Here is a 20,321-nt window from a genome sequence, read left to right on the forward strand (position 1 = left end):
CCACCGGCCGGGAGCCGTCCGCATCCGGGCCGCCCGCTCACGAGCCCCCCTCGACCCGCAGCACGCTCGCCACCGAACGGACGATATCGAGCCCGCGCAGTTCGCCGACGGTCGCCGCGAGCGCCGCGTCCGGCGCCACGTGGGTCACGATGACCAGGATCGCCTCGCCCGCTCCCCCGGCACCGCCACCGGCCGGTCCCTGCCGCACGGTGGCGATCGAGACGTCGTGACGGGCGAACACCCCGGCCACCGCCTCCAGCACACCCGGACGGTCGGCCACGTCGAGACTGATGTGGTAGCGGGTGAGCGCCTCGCCCATCGGCCGCACGGGCAGGTCGGCGTAGGCGGACTCGCTGGCCGCGCGGACCCCGGCCAGCCGGTTGCGGGCCACCGCGACCACGTCGCCGAGCACCGCGCTGGCGGTCGGCGACCCGCCCGCACCCCGGCCGTAGAACATCAACTGCCCGGCCGCGTCGGCCTCGACGAAGACCGCGTTGAACGCGTCACCGACCCCGGCCAGCGGGTGGCTCAGCGGGATCATCGCCGGGTGCACCCGGACGCTGACCGTCTCGCGTCCCTGCCCGTCGGCACCGCGCGCGGCGATGCAGAGCAGCTTGATCGTGCAGCCCATCGCCTTCGCGCTGGCCACGTCGGCGGCGGTCACCTCGGTGATGCCCTCCCGGTGCACGTCGTCGGCACCGACCCGGGTGTGGAACGCCAGCGAGGCGAGGATCGCCGCCTTGGCCGCCGCGTCGAAGCCCTCCACGTCGGCGGTCGGGTCGGCCTCCGCGTACCCCAGCTCGGTGGCCTCCTCCAGCGCCTCGGCGAAGCCGGCGCCGGTGGCGTGCATGGCGGAGAGGATGAAGTTGGTGGTGCCGTTGACGATGCCGGTGACCCGGGTGATCCGGTCGCCGTGCAGCGATTCGCGCAGCGGTCGCAGCAGCGGGATCGCCCCGGCCACCGAGGCCTCGTAGTAGAGGTCGGCGTCGCCCTCGGCCGCCGCGTCGTGCAGCGTGCCGCCGTCCTCGGCGAGCAGCGCCTTGTTGGCGGTGACCACGCTCTTGCCGGCCCGCAGCGCCTCCACCAGCCACCCGCGCGCCGGTTCGATGCCGCCGACCACTTCGACGACCACGTCCACGTCGTCGCGCTTGATCAGCCCGAGCGCGTCCGTGGTGAACAGCGCCGGATCGACCGGCAGGTCACCACGGTCACGCCCGAGCCGGCGTACCGCGATACCGGCGATCTCCAGCGGAGCACCGATCCGGGCGGCGAGGTCGGCCGACTGCACGTGCAGCAGCCGCACCACCTCGGCACCGACGGTGCCGCAGCCGAGCAGGGCCAGGCGCACAGGTTGATTCATCCCACATCCAAGGCGAGCAGGTCCTCTTCGGTCTCCCGTCGAACGATCAGCCGGGCCTGGCCGTCCCGCACCGCGACCACCGGGGGGCGCGGCACGTGGTTGTAGTTGCTGGCCATGCTGCGGCAGTAGGCACCGGTGCCCGGCACCGCGACAAGATCTCCGGGCTGCACGTCGGCGGGCAGGAATTCATCCTTCACCAGGATGTCCCCGGACTCACAATGCTTTCCCACCACGCGGGCGAGCATCGACCCGGCGGAGGTGGCCCGGGAGGCCAGCGTCGCCGAGTACGCGGCGTCGTAGAGCGCGGTCCGGATGTTGTCGCTCATCCCCCCGTCGACGCTGACGTAGGCCCGGTGCCCGTCGGCCGCGTCACCACCGGCGCCGACCAGCACGGACTTCACGGTGCCCACCTCATAGAGGGTGAACACGGCCGGGCCGACGATCGCCCGACCCGGCTCGATCGAGATGCGCGGCACCGTCAGGCGCTCCGCCGCGCACTCCGCGTCCACGATCCGGCGCAACCGCTTGGCCAGCTCGTGCGGGGTCGAGGGGTCGTCCTGGGTGGTGTACGCGATGCCGAAGCCGCCGCCGAGGTCCAGCTCCGGCAGCTCCACCCCACGGGCGTCGCGGATCTGCGCCTGGAGCGAGAGCACCCGGCGGGCGGACACCTCGAATCCGCTGGTGTCGAAGATCTGCGAGCCGATGTGCGAGTGCAGGCCGCGCAGCTCCAGCACGTCCTCGTCGAGGATCCGCAGCGCCGCCGCGCTCGCCGCGCCGCCGGCCAGCGAGAAGCCGAACTTCTGGTCCTCGTGCGCGGTGGCGATGAACTCGTGGGTGTGCGCCTCCACGCCGACGGTGACCCGGATCATCACCCGGGGCCGCACGCCCCGTTCGCGGGCCAGCGCGGTGAGCCGGTCGATCTCGTCGGAGGAGTCGACGATGATCCGGCCCACCCCGGCGTCCAACGCCCGGGTCAGCTCGGCCACGGACTTGTTGTTGCCGTGGAAGCCGATCCGTTCCGGCGGCATCCCGCCGGCCAACGCCACGGCCAGTTCCCCACCGCTGCACACGTCGAGGAAAAGCCCCTCCTCGGCGATCATCCGGACCACCGCGCGGCAGAGGAACGCCTTGCCCGCGTAGTAGACGTCCTCGTCCGGGAAGGCGGCCCGGAAGTCGCGGCAGCGCGACCGCAGGTCGTCCTCGTCGAGGACGTACACCGGGGTGCCGAACCGGGCGGCGACGTCGCGGACGTCCAGCCCCGCGACGACCAGCGCGCCGTCGTCGCCGCGCCGGGTGTTGCGCGGCCACAGGCGCGGCACCAGGGCGTTGACGTCGCCCGGGGTACGCAGCCACGCCGGCCCCCGGTTGCCGATGTCACCGTGCAGCGCACCGGCCTCGTGAGCGCGCATCGGTCACATCCTCTCGGGGGCCGAGACGCCGAGCAGGCGCAGGCCGTTGGCGATGACCACCCGGGTGGCGTCGTTCAGCCACAGCCGGGCCCGGTGCAGGTCGGTGACCTTCTCGTCACCCCGGGGCAGGATCCGGCAGTTGTCGTAGAACCGGTGGTAGGCACCGGCCAGGTCCTCCAGGTAGCGGGCCACCCGGTGCGGTTCGCGCAGCTCGGCGGCGGCGGCCACCACGGCGGGGAACTCGGCGAGCGCCTTGAGCAGATCGTTCTCCTTGTCGTGGTCGAGCAGCTCGGGCCGGAACGAGTCGGCGTCACCCCGGGGCAGCCCGACCTCGGCGGCGTTGCGCGCGACGTTGGCCGTCCGGGCCGCCACGTACTGCACGTAGTAGACCGGGTTGTCGCGGGTGGCCCGGGTCCACAGCTCGATGTCGATGTCGATCGGCGAGTCGCTGGAGTAGCGGGCCAGCGCGTACCGGGAGGCGTCCACGCCGATCGCGTCGACCAGGTCCTCGAGGGTGACCACGGTGCCGGCGCGCTTGCTCATCCGCACCGGCGCGCCGTCGCGGACCAGGTTGACCAGCTGGCCGATGAGGATCTCCAGGGTCTGCTCCGGATCGTCGCCGAAGCAGGCGGCCATCGCCCTCATCCGGCCGATGTAGCCGTGATGGTCCGCGCCCAGCATGATCACGACCCGGTCGAAGCCGCGCTCCCGCTTGTCCAGGTAGTAGGCGCAGTCCGCGGCGAAGTACGTCCACTCGCCGTTGGACTTGCGCAGCACCCGGTCCTTGTCGTCACCGAAGTCGGTGGTACGCAGCCAGGTCGCGCCGTCGGCGTCGAAGACGTGTCCCTGCTCCCGCAGCCGGGTGAGGGCGTGCTCCAGCTCACCCCGGTCGTGCAGGTCCTTCTCGTTGAAGTAGGTGTCGAACTCCACCCCGAAGTCGCGCAGCGAGGACTTGATCTCCTCGAACATCAGCGCGACGCCCTCGACCCGGAACACCTCCTGGGCGGCGGCCTCGTCCAGCGACTCCACCTCCGGCCTCCGGCTGGTGACCTCGGCGGCGATCTCGGCGATGTACGCCCCGCCGTAACCGTCCTCCGGGGCCGCCTCGCCTCGGGCGGCGGCGAGCAGCGAGCGGGCGAACCGGTCGATCTGCGAGCCGGCGTCGTTGAAGTAGTACTCCGTACCGACCTCGGCACCGGCGGCCCGCAGCAGGCGGCTCAGCGCGTCGCCGACCGCTGCCCACCGCACCCCGCCGATGTGCACCGGTCCGGTCGGGTTGGCCGAGACGAACTCAAGGTTGATCTTCAGGCCGGCGAGCCGGTCGCCACGGCCGTACTCCTCGCCCGCCTCGACGATGGTCCGGGCGAGCTGGCCGGCGGCGGCGGCGTCGAGCCGGATGTTGAGGAAGCCCGGGCCGGCGATCTCCACCGACTTGATCCCCGCCGTGCTGCCCAGCTCCGTGGCGAGCGCGGTGGCCAGCTCGCGGGGCGGTACGCCCACCTTCTTGCTGAGCTGGAGCGCCAGCGTGGCGGCGTAGTCGCCGTGCTCGGGATTGCGGGGACGCTCGAGGGTCGTGTGCTCCGGCAGCGCGGAGCGGTCCAGCCCTCGGTCGGCGAAGACGGAGTGAGCGGCGGCCAGGACGGCTTCGGCGAGTTCAGCGGGAGTCACCGAACCATGTTATCGGGGGTAGACTCGGTCCCCGCGGCGGCGACCCGGCATCGGGGGCTGGGCCGCTGAACTCCTCTGACCGACCGACCTGACGAGGCACGATGAGCATCAGCACCCCGGGCGGCCCGCAGCGCCGCCCGACCGTGGTCAGCACCGGCAAGAAGCCGGCGGCGGGTCGGCCGGCCGCCGGCGCCAAGCCGACCAGCGACAAGAAGCCGGCGACCCCCCGCTCCGGCGGTGGCAAGGGTCCCCGCAAGCCGGTCACCCCGGTCAAGGTCAGCCAGGGCCGCTCATGGGGGCCGATCGCCCTCTTCGTCGCCGTGGGCGTGCTCGCCACCTCGATCATCGGCTTCGGCGCCTGGGCGACCTTCAAGGGCAGCCAGTCGTGGCAGGACAAGGCCGCGGCGATCGACGGCATCGTCAACTTCCGGGAGAGCGACCCGGAGAGCATCTCCAACCAGGAGCACCGGGCCGGCTCCATCGAGTACCCGCACAGCCCGCCGGTCGGCGGCCCGCACAACAACACCTGGCAGCGCTGCCTCGGTGACGTGTACGCGGCACCGATCGCCAACGAGCACGCGCTGCACAGCCTGGAGCACGGCGCGGTCTGGCTCACCTACCGTCCCGACCTGCCCGAGGCGGACGTGGAGAAGCTGGCCGAGATCGTCCGCGGCAACGACTTCATGCTCATGAGCCCCTACGAGGGCCTCGACAAGCCCGTCTCGATCCAGGCGTGGGGCTACCAGCTCAAGGTCGACGACGCCGGCGACTCGCGGCTGAAGGAGTTCGCCACCGTGCTGGCGCAGAACGCCTCGATGGAGCCGGGTGTGCCGTGCTCCTCCGGCAACTACACCACCGGCACCGGCACCGAGCCGCGCGAGATGCAGCCCACGCAGGGCGGCTGACATGCCGACCGCCGTGCAGGACCCACCGGTGACCGAGCAGTCGGGCGGGGCAGAGCCCCGCCCGGCCTCCCGGACGCTGCGCTACCTGACGCTGGCCCTGACGGCGCTGATGCTGCTCGCCGTCGGCTGGACGGCCGCGACGCTGGCCGCCGGGCGCACCCCGGGTGAGGACTCGGCCGAGGCCGGCTTCGCCCGGGACATGTCCCGGCACCACGCGCAGGCGGTGGAGATGGCCATGGTCGCGTACGCCAAGGGGCAGGATCCGGCGATCCGGCAGATGGGGTACGACATGGCGCTGACCCAGCAGGCGCAGATCGGTCACATGCAGCGCTGGTTGCAGGAGTGGGACCTGCTGCCCACCGGCACCCGGCCGGCGATGGAGTGGATGCCCGACGGCGTACGGGTGGACGCGGACGGGCTGATGCCCGGCATGGCCACCCGGGAGCAGATCGCCCAGCTCCACGAGGCCCAGGGCGCCGAGGTCGACCGCCTCTTCATGGATCTGATCATCAAGCACCATCTCGGTGGGATCCACATGGTCGACGGGCTGCTCAAGACGTCCGACCGGGCCGAGGTGGTCCGGATGGCCGAGGCCATGAAGCTGGCGCAGCAGAAGGAGATCAACGAGCTCCGGAAGCTCCAGCAGGCCGCCGGCTGAGACCAGGGCGGTCCACGACCGCCGCGACACCGTACTTCCACCCCGAGGGGCCCGCCGGATCACCGGTCGGGCCCCTCGCCCGTACGCGGACCACCCCGCACCGCCTTTTTGTCCTATACGCGCCTTTAGTACTTTCTGAGCCAATTACTGAGCTTGACAACCTTTCTCCCCACATATCGTGACCAGTTGGGATTCGGGCTCGTTGCGCAGGACGTGGGGGTTGCACTCAGAGACGCACGGCGTTCGGTCACCAGCTGGTGCCGACGCCACACCATCGGCGGTGACGGGGCGGTGGCAGCCGTCCGTCGCGGACAGCGGCAGAGCGAGTCGGGAGCGCTCAGCCGCGAGCAGGAGTTGGAACTGATCGACACACTCCGGGGCGTCCACCCCGACGAGTTCGGTCTGGACGAGGAACTGTGGACTCGCCAGAGTCTGCACACCCTGATCGAGCAGCACTTCGGGCTGACCCTGGACGCCGGGGTCGTCGGGGCGTACCTGCGGGCCTGGGGGTTGGGCCCGCGCGAGCCGCGCGAGCGCGCCTGCGGGCTCTGCGTCGGCGCGGTCGAGCGGTGGGTACGCAGCGAGTACCCGGCCATCACCCGAGCCGCCCAGGAGCACCTCGCCGAGGTCTACTGGCTCGGCCGGGTACGGCTCGTCGGCACGATGCCGGCAGCCGACGTGATCTCGGCGGTCTCCTCGCGCGGGCGGGTGCGGTTCATGGTCACCACCCCGTCGGTGGACCCGGCACTGCCCCGGGACTTCGTGCTCCGCCTCAGCGGCACCGAGCAGCGCACCGTACACCTGATCGTGGACGGCTCCTGGGCCCGCAACGAGTGGCCCCGCCGCCTCCCCCGCCGCATCGTGCCGCACCCCCTCCCCAGCTGCGGCCGCCCCCAAGCCGCCTAACCACCCCCACCCATCACCCCACCCCACCCCCTCCCCCACCCACCCCACCCCCACCAGCCCCACCCGTCCACGCCGTTGATCAAGAAGTTTTGGCCTCCAGAGCACGCCGCTGAGCACCAAAACTTCTTGATCAACGGGGCCAGGCGGGGTGGGAGTGGGTGAGGGAGGGGATGGTGGGGGTGATTGGGTGGGTGGGGGTGGGGGTGGGGTGCCGGTTCGGCGATCGGGGGGTGAGTTTGCTAGTCTTCACCAGTCGCTGAGCCCCCGTAGCTCAGGGGATAGAGCACCGCCCTCCGGAGGCGGGGGCGCAGGTTCGAATCCTGCCGGGGGCACACTTGCCAGGAAAGCTGCTACAAAGACGAGAAGGCCGTTGACCAGGGAACCCGGTCGGCGGCCTTATTCGTTTGTCCGGCTGCGGCCGGTCGGACTAGTATCCGCCGGATGATCATCGAACTTCATCAGGTTGCCGCGCTGTTCGTCGTCGCGCTGGCGGTGATCGCCGTTCCGGGGCCGAGCGTCCTCTTTGTGGTCAGCCGTGGTGTCTCCCTCGGAAGGCGAGCTGCTCTGGTCACGGTCGCGGGCAATGAGGTTGGGCTCGTTGTCCAAGTCACTGCCGTCGCGGTCGGTCTCGGCGCTCTGGTGGAAGGTTCGATCCTTGTCTACAACGTCATCAAGCTCATTGGGGCTGCGTATCTCGTCTACCTGGGGGTCCAAGCTTTCCGGCATCGTGCGGCGCTCGGTACGGCGATGCAGGGCACGATGGCAGGTAAGAGCATGCGGCGGATCTTCACCGAGGGCGTGGTAGTCGGCGTCAGTAACCCCAAGGGGTTTCTCCTGTTCGCAGCAATCCTCCCGCAGTTCGTCAATCACACCGCCGGCCGTGTCTGGCTTCAGATGTTCTTGCTGGGGCTCGTCTGCGTGGTGATCGCGCTGATCTCCGACAGCGTCTGGGCGCTGTTTGCCGGTACCGCACGGCTGTGGCTGGGAAGGTCACGGCGCCGTCTCGAGGCCATCGGCGCAGCGGCTGGTCTCGTCATGATCGGTCTAGGGGTGCGTCTGGCGCTGACCGGACGACCCGACTGAGGCTCCGAGGCAACGCAATCCTGCCGGGAGCGCCGGAATCGACCTACGCCTAAGGCCGCTGACCAGGAACACGGTCGGCGGTAAGGATTCGGGCGGGCGTCGGCAAGGTACCCACCGCGCCACCCGACGCGACCCGTCAGCCGGCGCGAGCGCCGCACCGACCCGATGGAGCGGATCAGTACGGGGGTGTGCGCCGACACTATGCTGTGAGCACCTCGCCACTCTGCGGAAGGGCTGCCGGTGCCCCGGGTGAACGTACGGTGGTCGCGGATCTCGGCCACCGAGAAGGCGTCCTACGGCGGTGCGGCGATCGCGGCCTCGGCCACGGTGGTGGTGGCGGTCGTGCAGGGTGTGGTGCCGCTGCTCGGGCAGGGCGGCACGGTCGCGGTCGCGCTGGTGTCGTTCCTCGCCGGGGTGGCCGTCACCGGGGCGACGGTCGCGGTGATCGCCACTTTACGCCGCCGATCCCTGGCCGGTGACGGGCCGGAGTTCGACGTGTTCGTCTCGACGCCGATGGCCTCGCTGCCCGAGTCGGAATACCCGGTCCACCGTCAGCAGATCATGACGCTGGTCCGGGAGATCGAACAGCGCTCCGGGTTGAGTTGCTACTACGCGGGTCGGGACCGTCCCGAGATCGTCGACTTCCCCGCCGTCGACCTCGGTTTCCGGGACGAGTTGCGGGCGCTGGCGCGCAGCCGGCACTTCCTGCTGGTGCTGCCGCTGTCGAATCCGTCGAGCGCACTGGTCGAGGCCGGGGTGGCGATCGCCCTGGGGAAACCGTCCATCTACTTCAGACACACGTCGGCTGTGCTGCCGTTCCTCCTCCGTGGAGCGGCCAACTCCAATCATCCGGACATACCCCGGATCCGGGTCTACGAATACGCTGATTTCAGCGAGTTGGCGACCCTGGTCCGGGTCAACGGCAAGGGCCTTTTCGAGAGCCACACCTGACCAGCACGATCGGAACGTCGATGTCGAACATCTCGGGTGCCAAGAAGCTCTTCGTCATCATGCCGTTCGGTCTGAAACGGCTGCCCTCCGGCCTGATGCACGACTTCGACCGCTTCTATCACGGGATCCTGCGCCCGGTGGCCCAGGACGCCGGCTGGTCGGTGTTCCGCGCCGACGAGATCACCGAACCGGGCACCATCGTCAACCAGGCGTTCCGGCACCTCCAGGCCGCCGACGTGGTGGTCGCCGACATCAGTTCGCCCAACGGCAGCGTCTACTACGAGTTGGGCGTCCGGCAGGCGATCTCGCCGGGCAAGACGATTCTCGTCGCGGTGCACGGCACCGAGTTGCCGTTCGACCTGAAGAGCCAGCGGGTGCTCTTCTACAGTCCACAGTTCGACCAGGATCCACGGTTCCGGTTCGCCTATCGCGAGGCGCTCATCTCGGACAGCCCGCACGTGCACAATCCGGTGCGGGACGCGTTGAGCGACCTGGGGTTGAACTTCCATCCGCGTACCGACCGGGTCGCCTTCGAGCAGGAACTGCACCACAAGATCGAGCGGAGCCGGAACATCGAGCAGTTGCTCGCCGTCTGGCACTGGGCGCGGCAGTCGGGTGACCTGCCGACCGGGGCGCTGTTGTCGCTCAGCTACCGGCTGGCCGCCGAGGGCGACTACGCCAGCGCGGTGCAGGTGCTCGACGCCGCCTTCCCAGAGGCCGACGGCGACTGGGAGGTGCACCGGCAGCGCGGCTTCTATCTGCGCAAGCTGACCCGGCTCGACGCGGCCGAGGTGGCGCTGAACCGGGCGTACGAGCTGAACCCGTCGGACCCGGAGACGCTCGGCATGCTCGGCGGCGCCCTCAAACGCCAGGGCCGGTACGCCGAGGCGCTGCGCCTCTACCAGCAGGGCGCCACCCTCTCCCCCACCTCGCTGTACCTGGCCGTGGCCTGCGCCGGCATGTTGGCCATCGCCGATCCGGGCAACCCCGAGCCGGCGCTCGCGCGGTATCGGCAGTTGCTCGACGAGATCGACTCCCGTCCTGGTCAGGAGACCGACTCCTGGGCGAACCTGGTCCGCGCCGAGGCGCACTTCGTGCTGGGCGACGTGGAGGCGGCCCGCCGCTTCGGGCGGGCGGCGGTCCGGTACGGCGCCGAACGGCTCCACCTGGAGTCGACCGCCGATCAGATCCTCATGCTGCACGCCAACGGCCTGCCGCTGCGCGACGCGGACGGTTTCGCGCGCTGGCTGGTCGAGGGCGCCAAGGACGCGGCGTCGACGACCGTGGACGAGCGGGGCGCACCGACGAGCGACCCGGACTTCCCCCGCCGGATGATCTTCCACATCTCCGACGTCCACTTCGGGTCGATCACCGAGGGCGGCAGTCGCATCGACCTGCACCGGTTCGCCGACACCGAGAACTCCGACCGGCTCAGCGTCGAGCTGACCCGGGAGTTCCACGCCGCCCTCAAGCGGTCCGGCTGCGCCGCCTCGGACGCCGTCCTGGTGGTCTCCGGCGACTCTACCTACACCGGTCGGCAGGACGAGTTCGACCTGGTCCGGCAGTTCCTCACCGAGCTGTGCGAGAACACCGGGATGGACCGCAGTCAGGTGGTGCTGGTCCCCGGCAACCACGACATCGACTGGCTCCAGACCAAGTCGAACCGGGCCAACCGCTTCGACAACTACCTCACCTTCGCGCACCAGTTCTACGGCGAGGAGCTGTTCCACGAGGTCTATCCGCGCATCGAGTGGGACCTGCGGACCTCGGGCACCCGGCCGGAGGCGCGGGAGATCGTCTATCGACGTACCGACCGGACGATGACCATCGTCGGGTTGAACTCCTGCATCTTCGAGGACGACCAGAACCACTACGGCTACATCGGCAAACGCCAGCTCGACATCGTGAAGGAACTGCTGGAACAGGAGCCACCGGAGAACGTACGGGTCGCCGTGATGCACCACCACCTGCACCCCTTCCCCGAACCGCTGGAGCCGCGACGGGGTGACGCGGTCGTGCTCGACCTGTCCACCGTCCGCGACGCCGGGTTGGTCGAGCAGCGCCTGGAACGGCTCGGCTTCTCGCTGCTGCTGCACGGGCACAAGCACAAGCCGCAGTTGCGCGAGACGCTGGTGCGGATCCCGCAGAACGACTCCAGCGTCACGCCCCGCCCGCTGATCGTCTCCGGCTGCGGCAGCACCGGGGTCAGCCAGCACGAGCTGGAGCACAACCAGCCGAACCATTTCGCCGTCCTGGAGCTGGCCCAACCGGTGCGGATGCCGGGCGCCGACTTCCTGGTCATCGAGTGGCGTGAGCTGGCCGTGGCACCGGGCGCCGAATGGGTCACCAAACAGCGCTGGACCATCAAGGGCTGACCGGACCGGTCCTCAGCCGCCCTCGGCGCGTCGGGCGCGGGCCCGGCGGCGACCCTCGTGCATGGCCTGCACCCGGGGGATCGGGATGGTCCGGCCCTCCTCGACCAGGTCGGCCGGGAGTCGCTGCGGCGGCGGCATCTCCTCGGCCCACGGGTCCCGGTCCGCAAGCAGGCCGGGCACCGTCCGGATGGTGAAGTCGGCCGGGCTCACCGACTCCAGGTCGGCCCAGGGCACCGGGAAGGAGACCGGCACACCGGGGCGCAGCCGGGGGCTGTAGACGGACACGACGGTGGCCCCGCCGGACCGGGTCGGGTCCACGAAGACCTTGCCCGCCCGGTCCTCCCGAATGAACGCGGTGGTGGCCAGCGCCGGGTCGAGCCGTTCCGCACGCGCCGCGAGGGCCCGGGTGGCGGCGGCCAGTTCCTCGGCGTCCGGACCGGCCGCGATCGGCACGAAGACGTGCACCCCCTTGGCCCCGCTGGTCTTCACCGCGCCGGCCAGCCCGGCCTCGGCGAGGGCCTGTCGGACCAGCAGCGCGGCGGCCACCCCGGCACCGAAGCCGCCGTCGGACGGCGGATCGAGGTCGAGCACCAGGTGGGTGGGACGGCTCAGGTCGTCGACCACCGCCAGCATCGGGTGGTACTCCACCGCGCGCTGGTTGGCGAACCAGAGCAGGGTACGGCGGTCGTCGCAGAGCGCGTACGCGATCTCGCGGTGGGACGCCTCGGCCCAGACCGGCACCCGGCGTACCCACTCGGGGGTGTAGCGGGGCAGGTTCTTCTGCATGAACGGCGGCTGGCCGGGGCGTACCCGGACCACCGACAACGGTCGGCCGCGCAGGTGCGGGACGAGCCGGTCGGCGACCACGTCCAGGTAGTCGACCAGGTCCCGCTTGATCGCACCGGACCCGTCGAAAAGCGCCTGATCGAGGTTGGTCAGCGCCACGCCGTCCCGGGTCTCGTCCGCCCGACTCATCCGCTCACCATCCCGCCGCCGCGACACGCGGTCAACCGGAACGCGCCGATGACGTCCACGCCGTCAGCTCGACAGGCGCACTGGGGCGTGGACGGTCGGCTCGACTCACTCGCCGTGACGCGGCACCCGGCTCCGCCGCCGGCAGGTGACGCTCGGCACTGCCGCCTCCGCACGGCAGTCGACCCGGCGCACCCGCTCGGCCCGGGGTAACCCCTCGGCCCAGCTCATCCGCTCGGCCCAGCTCACCCGCTCGGCCCAGGGCACCCGCTCCGGCCGGCTCATCCGCTCAGCCCAGCCGGTCGCCGGCGGCGATCGCGGCGAGCAGGCGGGCGGTGTGCGCGCGGGTCGCCGCGTACACGCCGGAGCCGTAGCTGACCCGGGCGACGCCGAGCGTGGCGAGGTCGGCGGGCGTCGGGGCCGCCGGGCGGGCCAGCACGTTCACCGGGCCGGGCACCTCCGCCACGAAGGTTCGCAGGTCGGCGGCGTCGGCGAGCACGATCGGATAGACGCAGTCCGCACCGGCCGCCACATAGCGGCGGGCCCGGTGGATGGCTTCGGCGAGTCGCCGTTCCGGCTCGCCGGCCTGCTGGAGGAAGACGTCCACCCGGGCGTTGAGCACCACGGGTACGCCGGCCGCGTCGGCCACCGCCCGGACCTCGGCCAGCAGGTCGGCCTGCTTCTCGGTGTCCACCATCGCGCCGCCGCCGGGCTCGGAGTCCTCCAGGTTGAGCCCGACCGCTCCGGCGTCGAGCAGTCGCTCGACCAGCTCCGCCGGAGGCAGGCCGTACCCCCGCTCCAGGTCGGCGGTGACCGGCACGGTGACCGCACGGGCGATCCTGGCCACCGCCGCGAACATCTCGGCCGGTGGGGTGCGCTCGCCGTCGGCGTAGCCGAGCGACTCCGCGACGGCGGCGCTGCCGGTGGCAACGGCGGGGAAGCCGGCGTCGGCCACGGCCCGGGCCGAGCCGGCGTCCCAGGTGTTGGGCAGGACGAGTGGGTCACCCGGGCGGTGCAGCGCGCGCAGCGCATTCGCCCGATCGATCACAGTAGAGGTCATACCGCGATTCTGGGCATCGGACGGGCGGGGCCCGAGAGCCAATCGAACCCGGGTGGTTGTGGCGAAGACCACTGATCTGACCGATCGGTCAGCCTCTGACCGATCGGTCAGGCATGCTGGCTGCCATGGCCCGCCCGACCCAGCAGACCCACGACGAGATCCTGGCCGCCGCCACCCGGCGGTTCGCCGCCACCGGCTACCGGGGCACCTCGTTGCAGGACATCGCGCGTGAGGTCGGCTGCTCTAAGGCGGCGGTGCTCTACCACTTCGCCAACAAGGAGGCGATCCTCACCGAGCTGATGGCGCCCGCGGTCGAGGTGTTGCAGGCGCTGGACGACCGGATCGCGGCGCAGGACGACCCGGCCCGCGCCCAGCAGGTCGCCACCGAGGGCTTCGTCGACCTGGCGGTCCGGTTCCGCGGCGAGATCGCCCTGCTCCGTGGCGAGTTCCCGGAACTGCTGCAACAACCCGACTTCGCGCACATCCACGAGATCTCCGAGCGGCTCATCGCCGCCCTGGCCGGACGCTCGTCCCGAGACTCGGCCCGGATCTGCGCACTGGTGCTGCTCGCCGGCATCGCCGAGACCTGCGGACAGTTCGCCGAGGTGTCCGACGAGGACCTGCGGGCCGCCCTGCTCGCCCTGCTGCGACGGGCGTTGGAGCCCGTGCACTGACCCGTTCCACCATTCACTGACCGAGGGAAAGGACCTCATGGCGACCCTGCTCTACCGGCTTGGCCGGGGTTCGATGCGCCGACGGCGGCTCGTGGCCGCGATCTGGCTCGTCGTACTCGTCGGGCTCGGCCTGGCCGCAGCGACCCTGCGCGGCCCGACGGCCAGCAACTTCACCATGCCCGGGACCGAGTCGCAGCGCGCTCTCGACCTGCTCGCCGAGCAGTTCCCGGCGGCGTCCGGCGCGACCGGCACGATCGCCGTCAAGGCGCCCGCCGAGGGACAACTCGGCACACCCGAAGGCCAGGCGGTGGTCCAGTCGATCGCCCAGGAGGCCACCGCGGTCCCCGGCGTACTCGCCGCCGTCGACCCGTTCCAGGTCGGCGCCGTGTCGCCGGACGGCCGGTACGCCCTGATCCAGGTGCAGTTCGGCGGTGGCTCGGACGCGATCACCGAGGAGCAGCGGGAGGCGTACGAGGAGGTCGGCACCCAGGCCGAAGCCCAGGGCTGGCAGGTCGCCCCCGGCGGTGAGGTGCTCAACGCCGAGCCCGAGGTGGGCTCGACCGAGGCGATCGGTGTCGCAGTCGCCCTGATCGTCCTCGTGATCACCTTCGGTTCGCTGGTGGCGGCCGGGATGACCATGCTCAACGCACTGATCGGTGTCGGCGTCGGCATGGCCGGCCTGTTCGCGCTCAGCAGCGTGGTCGAACTGACCAGCACCGCGCCGATCCTCGCGCTGATGCTCGGCCTCGCCGTCGGCATCGACTACTCGCTGTTCATCACCTCGCGCTACCGGCAGAACCTGCTCGAAGGGCTGCCCGCCGACGAGGCGATCGGTCGAGCGGTGGGCACCGCCGGATCGGCGGTGGTCTTCGCCGGAGCCACCGTGGTCATCGCCCTCGCCGGGCTTTCGGTGGTGAACATCCCGTTCCTGACCGTGATGGGTCTGGCCGCAGCCGGCACGGTGACCGTGGCGGTGCTGGTGGCGATCACCCTGCAACCGGCCCTGCTCGGCTTCGCCGGCCGCCGGGTGCTGCCCCGCAAGCTGCGTACGGCCGCACCGCAGCCCGCCGACGACGACCAGGGCACGCCGAAGACGGCCGAGAGCGGCGTCGGCCCCGACGCGGCCACCATCACCGGCGAGGACCGGTCGGCGTTCGGGTTCCGCTGGGCGGGGTTCCTCACCCGCTTCCGGATCCCGGTGATCCTGGCCGGAGTGATCGGTCTCGGCCTGCTCGCGCTGCCCGCCCCGGACATGCGTCTGGCCCTTCCCGACGCCGGCACCGCGCCGGCCGGCTCGGCTCCCCGGGTCGCCAACGACCTGATCACCGAGGGCTTCGGGCCGGGCTTCACCGGCCGACTCGCGGTGGTCGTGGCCGGCGACGACGCGCAGGCCACCGCCGCCGCCGTGCCGCAGGTGGCCAACCTGGTGCAGAACACCGAGAACGTGCTGGCGGTGGCCCCGCCGCAGCTCAGCCCGGACGGCCGGACCGCGCTGCTCGGCGTGATCCCGCAGACCGGCCCGACCGACCCGGCCACCGAGACGATGGTGCACGACATCCGTACGGCGGTCGACGGCGTCCAGGGTGCCGACGTGCTGCTGACCGGTGTGACCGCCATCGGCATCGACATCTCGGAGAAGCTCTCCGACGCGATGCCGGTCTATCTGGGCCTGGTGGTCGGCCTGTCGATCCTGCTGCTGATGCTGGTGTTCCGGTCGGTGCTGGTGCCCATCAAGGCGGCGCTGGGCTTCCTGCTCACCGTGGCGGCCACCTTCGGTCTCACGGTCGCGGTGTTCCAGCAGGGTCACCTGGCGGACCTGTTCGGCCTGGACACCCCGGGCCCGCTGATCAGCTTCCTGCCGATCCTGCTGATCGGCATCCTGTTCGGCCTGGCCATGGACTACGAGGTCTTCCTGGTCTCCCGGATGCGGGAGGACTTCGTCCACGGTGACACCGCCCAGCAGGCCACCATCAACGGGATGGGGCACGGTGCCCGGGTGGTCACCGCCGCCGCGCTCATCATGACCGCGGTCTTCGGCGGCTTCGTCTTCCTCGACGACCCGGTCATCAAGTCGATGGGCTTCGCGCTGGCGGTCGGTGTCGCCATCGACGCCTTCGTGGTCCGAATGACCATCGTCCCGGCGGTGATGTCGCTGCTCGGCAAGGCGGCCTGGTGGCTGCCGCGCTGGCTGGACCGGTTCCTGCCCAACGTCGACATCGAGGGCGAGAAGCTACGCGCCAAGCTCGACGACAAGGTGCACGCCGGCACCTGACGGGTTGCGTGAAAGGAAGGGTCCCCTGCTAACGCCTCGTGCATAGCAGGGGGCCCTTCCTAACATCAGCACCCCGCCCACGACGCAGCGCACGTACCGCAAGCGCGCGCCACGGCGCAGCGCACGCAACGCAGCGCAAACGCGCGTTCAGACGCCTGCTGGATAGGTTTCCATCTCGCCCGGTGTGGTCAGCGCGGGCAGCGGGTGCAGGGCGGTGGTCTCGTCGCACCAGATGAAGGCGTCGTACCGGTCCCCGAGCCGGGTCGGCACGTAGTTGCCCCACGACTCGAACGACGGGTCGTAGACCACGCCGACCGCCCGGTGGTCGAGTGTGTCGGTGACCCAGCCCGGCTGGTCCGGGCCGCCGAAGACCAGCACCGCACGGTCCGGCATCAGCTCGTGCAGCCGGTGCTCCAGCGAACCGGGGCGGGCCGGCGGCACCACCATCGCCTCGGCCGGGGAGCCCCAGCGCGGTGCTGCCGTCACCGTGCCGCGATAGCTGCCGAAGCCGATCAGCGCCACCCCGTCCGGCCCGTAGCGGTCCCGGGCGAGCTGGCCGATGTTGAGCATGCCGTCGGCGGCCATATCGGTGGCCCGCGCGTCACCGACGTGCGTGTTGTGCGCCCAGACCACCCCCCGGGCGCCCGGCCCGTAGTGGTCCAGCAACCGGTCCAGGGTGTCGGCCATGTGGCCGTCGCGGATGTTCCACGATCCCGGCCCACCGGCCACCATCTCCCGGTAGTACCGCTCCGCGCCGGCCACCACCTCCGCGTTCTGCCAGGCCGAGAAGGCGCCCGGTCCGGCCGTGGCGGCGTGTTCGCGGGTACGCGCCAGCAGCCGTACCACCTCCTCCTCGCAGCGGGCGGAGACGAAGCGGCTGGCCAGGCCGTACTCCTCGACCTGCTTGCCGTACGGCTCGAAGCACCGGTACGCGTCCTGGGCGGCCTCCAGCGACGCCGGGTCCTCCTCGCCGAGGTAGTCGAAGATCGCCTGCATCGACTCCCAGAGGCTGTACACGTCCAGACCGTGGAATCCGGCCCGGGACGACTCGGGTCGTTCCAGGTTCCACGCCCGCAGCCAGCGGCAGAACCGGGCCACCTCGGCGTTGGACCACATCCAGGTCGGCCAACGCTCGAAACGCTCCAGCGCGGTCTGCGGCTCCGTCGCACCACCCGCCGCAGCGGTCACCGAACGGTTCACCCGGTCGCAGTCCGGCCAGTCACCCTCCACCGCGACGAAACTGAACCCGCACTCGGCGATCAACCGCCGGGTGAGCTGTTCCCGGATGCGGTAGTAGTCGTGGGTACCGTGCGTCGCCTCGCCGATCATCACCACCCGGACGTCCCGGACTCGCTCCAGCAACGGGTCGAGGTCGCTCGGCGCGCCGAGCCGCTGTACCAGCATGCCTGCGGCTACCCGACACCCCCGGGAGCAAACCCGGGGGTGTGCCGGGCGCCTCGGGCGGGTAGATCGGACACCATGACCGACAGCGGTGCCTTCCTGCCGGACCAGATCGCGGGGCTGGACTTTCCCGTCTCCCGCGAGGACCTGATCCGCTGGTGCCAGGAGAACGGCGCCAGCACCGAGCAGTTGGAGGCGGTCCGGGCGCTACCGGTGGAGCACTTCGGTTCCCCGGCCGAGCTCGGTGAGGCGCTGCGCGCGGCGACCTAAGCCGAGTCAGCGCGCGTGCAGGAGCCGGTGCAGGGCCAACCACTGCTCCGGCCAGACGTGCCCGACCGGGGTGTCCGGCGCGAGCCGCCCGGCGCGCAGCGCCGCGGCCAGGCGGGCCCGCGGGTACTGCCGGGCCAGCGAGGCCGCGACCGAGCCGCCGGCACCGCCGAAGCCCAGCTCCACCATCCGCCGGTACGCGGGCAGCGTCTGCGGGGCCAGCAACGGACGCGCCCGACGGTCCACCCGCAGGATCCCCGCGTCGACCCGGGGCACCGGACGGAACCCGGCACGCGGCACCCGTCCGGCGAGCCGCCACTCGAACTCCGGCCAGGTCAGCACCGTCAGTCGGGTCCACCTGCCGTAGTCACCGGCGCGGCGACGCAGCCGGCCCGCGTCGGACGCGGGTCAGGCGGGCAGGTCGACGGTGGCGGAGCGGGTCCGGGCGGTCTCGGCGGCGGCCAGTACGGCGACCACCTCGCGGCCGAAGCGCACGTCGCAGCGGTGGTCCCGGGTGCCGCCGTCCACTTCGGCCAGCAGTTGGTCGATCGCCACGGCGAAGGCGGTCGCCGAGGAACCGTCCGGGTTCGGCAGCCGCTCGACGCCGTTCTCGCCATAGAGGGTGAACTCCGCCGCCACCGCCTCGGGCGGGGCGTCCAGCGTCAGCGACACCGTGCTGGTGGCCCCGCCGTCGTGGGTGAGCAGCAGGTGCACCAGGCCACCGGGGCCGTCCACGGCCGTCACCCGGTTCACCCGGCCCAGCACCGGCAGCAGGACGGACAGCGCGTGCGGGCCGATGTCCCAGAGCGCGCCGCGCTCGCGCCGCCAGGGCGACTGGGCGTACGGGCTGCTGGGCTGGAAGACCGACGCGAACCGGACCACGCTTGCGGTGTGCCAGCCACCGGCCGCCGCGACGGCCGTGATGAAACCGGCGACCTCCGGCTGGTAGCGGCCGGTGAAGAAGACCACCGAGGCCACGCCGGAGGCGGCGGCGGCCTCGACCACCCGGTCGGCGTCGGCGACGGTCAACGCCAGCGGCTTGTCCAGCAGCAGGTGCCGGCCGGCGGTGGCGGCCCGGGCGGCGATGTCGGCCTGTACGTCCGGGGGCAACGCCACGGCCACCGCCTCACACGCCTCGATCAGCGTCTCGACCTCGGTGAAGGCCGGTACGCCGTACCGGGTGGCCAGCGCGGCGGCGCGATCCGGGTTGCGTCCCCAGACCCCGACCAGTTCCGCCCTCGGATGCGCGTCCAGCGCCGCCGCGTGCGTCTGTGCCGCCCAGTGGCCGGTGCCGAACAACCCGAACCGCATAACCGGTACCTCCGCCGTCTCGCCTGGTTGCTGCTGACCCGCAGCGCGGTCCACGCTAGTCCCCCGGCCGGTCCGGCCCGCCGCCCCGCCGCCTGTACTACGGGGGTTAGTAGAGTAGGCCGGTGATCGGAACGAGCACCGGACGGACCCGGTGACCGCCGCGCCCGCCGCCGGGTCCCCGGTCGACGGCGTCCCGGCGACCGTCGCCATCGTGCTGTCGCTGCTGGTCGCCGTGTGGGCGCTGGTGGCCACGCTGCGCCACCGGGCGCCGGACCGGGTACAGATGATCGGCCTGGCCGTGCTGGAGCTGGCGTTGCTCGGGCTGGCGGTGCTGGCCGGGGTGGCCCTCGCGGGTGGCGAGCAGCCCGGCGAGCCGGGCGCGTTCTTCGGCTACCTGGTGACGCTGGTCTGCCTGCCGCCGCTTGCTGCGGTGCTGGCCCGGATGGAGCCGACCCGCTGGGGTTCGGCGATCGTCTGCGCGGTCTGCCTGGTGACGCCGGTGGTCGTGGTGCGGCTTCAGCAGACCTGGGAGGTGCTCGGTGGCTGAGACGCGGACCGCCGGGACGACCCGGACCAATGCCGGCCCCGGCCGCCTGCTGATCGCGGTGTACCTGCTGTTCGCGATCGCCGCCACCAGTCGCGCCGGCCTCCAGATCATCACCCGGTTCGACGAGGCGCCGCTGGCGTACCTGCTCTCGGCGCTGGCCGCGCTGGTCTACATCGTGGCGGCGGTGGGGCTGGCCCGGGCCGGACACGCGGGCCGCCGGGTCGCCCTGGCCTGCTGCCTCGTCGAGCTGGTCGGTGTGGTCGGGGTGGGCGCGTTCAGCGTGGTCCGCACCGACCTCTTCCCGGACGAGACGGTCTGGTCCGGCTTCGGCAGCGGGTACGGCTACATCCCGCTGGTGCTGCCCGTCCTCGGCCTGGCCTGGCTCTGGTTCACCCGCCCCCGGGTGTAAGGAAGGGTCCCCTACTAACGCCTCGTGCATAGGAAGGGTCCCCTGCTAACACCCACCACCCACCACCCACCACCCACCACCCACCACCGACAG

At 71.5% G+C, this 20,321-nt stretch carries 18 protein-coding genes, 1 tRNA gene and 3 pseudogenes; 13 read left to right on the forward strand and 9 right to left on the reverse strand.

What is annotated here, in order from left to right:
* Positions 1 to 37: 37 nt before the first annotated feature.
* From ACZ31C_RS06740 to argS, 3 genes are read right to left on the reverse strand one after another with little or no spacing between them, the layout of a single operon-like run.
* Positions 38 to 1,348 carry a homoserine dehydrogenase gene (locus tag ACZ31C_RS06740; protein ID WP_465794995.1) on the reverse strand — a complete coding sequence of 437 codons (1,311 nt, stop codon included), beginning with the start codon at positions 1,346 to 1,348 and terminating at the stop codon, positions 38 to 40.
* Positions 1,349 to 1,356: 8 nt separating this feature from the next.
* Positions 1,357 to 2,769: a diaminopimelate decarboxylase gene (gene lysA / locus ACZ31C_RS06745; RefSeq protein ID WP_465794515.1), complete on the reverse strand. Its 1,413-nt coding sequence runs from the start codon at positions 2,767 to 2,769 to the stop codon at positions 1,357 to 1,359.
* 3 nt (positions 2,770 to 2,772) lie between these two features.
* Positions 2,773 to 4,437: an arginine--tRNA ligase gene (gene argS, locus ACZ31C_RS06750; protein ID WP_465794516.1), complete on the reverse strand. Its 1,665-nt coding sequence runs from the start codon at positions 4,435 to 4,437 to the stop codon at positions 2,773 to 2,775.
* A gap of 101 nt (positions 4,438 to 4,538) precedes the next feature.
* Here argS and ACZ31C_RS06755 point away from each other — a divergent pair, with 101 nt between their 5' ends.
* The 7 genes from ACZ31C_RS06755 (at position 4,539) to ACZ31C_RS06785 (ending at position 11,315) form a co-directional block, all read left to right on the forward strand.
* Complete coding sequence (locus tag ACZ31C_RS06755) at positions 4,539 to 5,342, forward strand: DUF3105 domain-containing protein (protein WP_465794517.1); 804 nt, start codon at positions 4,539 to 4,541, stop codon at positions 5,340 to 5,342.
* Positions 5,343 to 5,370: 28 nt separating this feature from the next.
* Positions 5,371 to 6,000, forward strand: coding sequence for a DUF305 domain-containing protein (locus ACZ31C_RS06760; RefSeq protein WP_396744577.1), 630 nt, complete (start codon positions 5,371 to 5,373; stop codon positions 5,998 to 6,000).
* Positions 6,001 to 6,213: 213 nt separating this feature from the next.
* Positions 6,214 to 6,906, forward strand: coding sequence for a winged helix-turn-helix domain-containing protein (locus ACZ31C_RS06765; RefSeq protein ID WP_396744816.1), 693 nt, complete (start codon positions 6,214 to 6,216; stop codon positions 6,904 to 6,906).
* A gap of 260 nt (positions 6,907 to 7,166) precedes the next feature.
* Positions 7,167 to 7,238 (forward strand) — tRNA-Arg (locus tag ACZ31C_RS06770).
* A gap of 109 nt (positions 7,239 to 7,347) precedes the next feature.
* On the forward strand, positions 7,348 to 7,989 hold the full coding sequence (locus ACZ31C_RS06775) for a LysE family translocator (protein ID WP_396744574.1): 642 nt from the start codon (positions 7,348 to 7,350) through the stop codon (positions 7,987 to 7,989).
* A gap of 249 nt (positions 7,990 to 8,238) precedes the next feature.
* Positions 8,239 to 8,940 (forward strand): hypothetical protein, encoded by a 702-nt coding sequence (locus tag ACZ31C_RS06780; protein ID WP_465794518.1) that lies wholly within the window; start codon positions 8,239 to 8,241, stop codon positions 8,938 to 8,940.
* A gap of 20 nt (positions 8,941 to 8,960) precedes the next feature.
* Positions 8,961 to 11,315: a metallophosphoesterase gene (locus tag ACZ31C_RS06785; RefSeq protein ID WP_465794519.1), complete on the forward strand. Its 2,355-nt coding sequence runs from the start codon at positions 8,961 to 8,963 to the stop codon at positions 11,313 to 11,315.
* 12 nt (positions 11,316 to 11,327) lie between these two features.
* Here the strand turns inward: ACZ31C_RS06785 and ACZ31C_RS06790 are convergent, their stop codons facing one another.
* From ACZ31C_RS06790 to ACZ31C_RS06800, 3 genes are all read right to left on the reverse strand, one after another.
* The gene (locus ACZ31C_RS06790; RefSeq protein WP_465794520.1) at positions 11,328 to 12,290 is read right to left on the reverse strand and encodes a DNA polymerase domain-containing protein; all 963 of its coding nucleotides are present in this window, start codon (positions 12,288 to 12,290) and stop codon (positions 11,328 to 11,330) included.
* A gap of 105 nt (positions 12,291 to 12,395) precedes the next feature.
* On the reverse strand, positions 12,396 to 12,572 hold the full coding sequence (locus ACZ31C_RS06795) for a hypothetical protein (RefSeq protein WP_465794521.1): 177 nt from the start codon (positions 12,570 to 12,572) through the stop codon (positions 12,396 to 12,398).
* Between the two features lie 4 nt (positions 12,573 to 12,576).
* Complete coding sequence (locus ACZ31C_RS06800) at positions 12,577 to 13,347, reverse strand: isocitrate lyase/PEP mutase family protein (RefSeq protein WP_465794522.1); 771 nt, start codon at positions 13,345 to 13,347, stop codon at positions 12,577 to 12,579.
* A 125-nt stretch (positions 13,348 to 13,472) separates the two neighbouring features.
* Here ACZ31C_RS06800 and ACZ31C_RS06805 point away from each other — a divergent pair, with 125 nt between their 5' ends.
* The 3 genes and pseudogenes from ACZ31C_RS06805 to ACZ31C_RS06815 all read left to right on the forward strand — a co-directional run.
* A complete protein-coding gene (locus ACZ31C_RS06805; RefSeq protein WP_396744559.1) occupies positions 13,473 to 14,021 on the forward strand; it encodes a TetR/AcrR family transcriptional regulator in 549 nt (182 codons plus the stop codon).
* Positions 14,022 to 14,058: 37 nt separating this feature from the next.
* Positions 14,059 to 15,069: pseudogene (locus ACZ31C_RS06810) on the forward strand (MMPL family transporter); the annotation flags it as partial.
* A 90-nt stretch (positions 15,070 to 15,159) separates the two neighbouring features.
* A pseudogene (locus ACZ31C_RS06815) lies at positions 15,160 to 16,293 on the forward strand (MMPL family transporter); the annotation flags it as partial.
* 147 nt (positions 16,294 to 16,440) lie between these two features.
* On the opposite strand, the gene ACZ31C_RS06820 reads toward ACZ31C_RS06815, so the two are convergent.
* Complete coding sequence (locus tag ACZ31C_RS06820; RefSeq protein ID WP_465794523.1) at positions 16,441 to 17,697, reverse strand: erythromycin esterase family protein; 1,257 nt, start codon at positions 17,695 to 17,697, stop codon at positions 16,441 to 16,443.
* Between the two features lie 75 nt (positions 17,698 to 17,772).
* Here ACZ31C_RS06820 and ACZ31C_RS06825 point away from each other — a divergent pair, with 75 nt between their 5' ends.
* Positions 17,773 to 17,964, forward strand: a complete 192-nt coding sequence (locus ACZ31C_RS06825) for a DUF2795 domain-containing protein (RefSeq protein WP_350692482.1) — start codon at positions 17,773 to 17,775, stop codon at positions 17,962 to 17,964.
* A gap of 6 nt (positions 17,965 to 17,970) precedes the next feature.
* On the opposite strand, the pseudogene ACZ31C_RS06830 reads toward ACZ31C_RS06825, so the two are convergent.
* Positions 17,971 to 18,345, reverse strand: a pseudogene (locus tag ACZ31C_RS06830) (rRNA adenine N-6-methyltransferase family protein); the annotation flags it as partial.
* Between the two features lie 24 nt (positions 18,346 to 18,369).
* Complete coding sequence (locus ACZ31C_RS06835) at positions 18,370 to 19,272, reverse strand: Gfo/Idh/MocA family protein (protein ID WP_465794524.1); 903 nt, start codon at positions 19,270 to 19,272, stop codon at positions 18,370 to 18,372.
* Between the two features lie 151 nt (positions 19,273 to 19,423).
* On the opposite strand from ACZ31C_RS06835, the gene ACZ31C_RS06840 reads away from it, so the two are divergent.
* Both ACZ31C_RS06840 and ACZ31C_RS06845 read left to right on the forward strand, forming a co-directional pair.
* A complete protein-coding gene (locus tag ACZ31C_RS06840) occupies positions 19,424 to 19,819 on the forward strand; it encodes a hypothetical protein (RefSeq protein ID WP_350692488.1) in 396 nt (131 codons plus the stop codon).
* A complete protein-coding gene (locus ACZ31C_RS06845) occupies positions 19,812 to 20,228 on the forward strand; it encodes a hypothetical protein (protein WP_465794525.1) in 417 nt (138 codons plus the stop codon). The genes ACZ31C_RS06840 and ACZ31C_RS06845 overlap by 8 nt, the downstream gene beginning before the upstream one ends.
* The last annotated feature ends 93 nt before the right edge of the window (positions 20,229 to 20,321 follow it).

This window comes from Micromonospora sp. NPDC023869 (assembly GCF_055559695.1).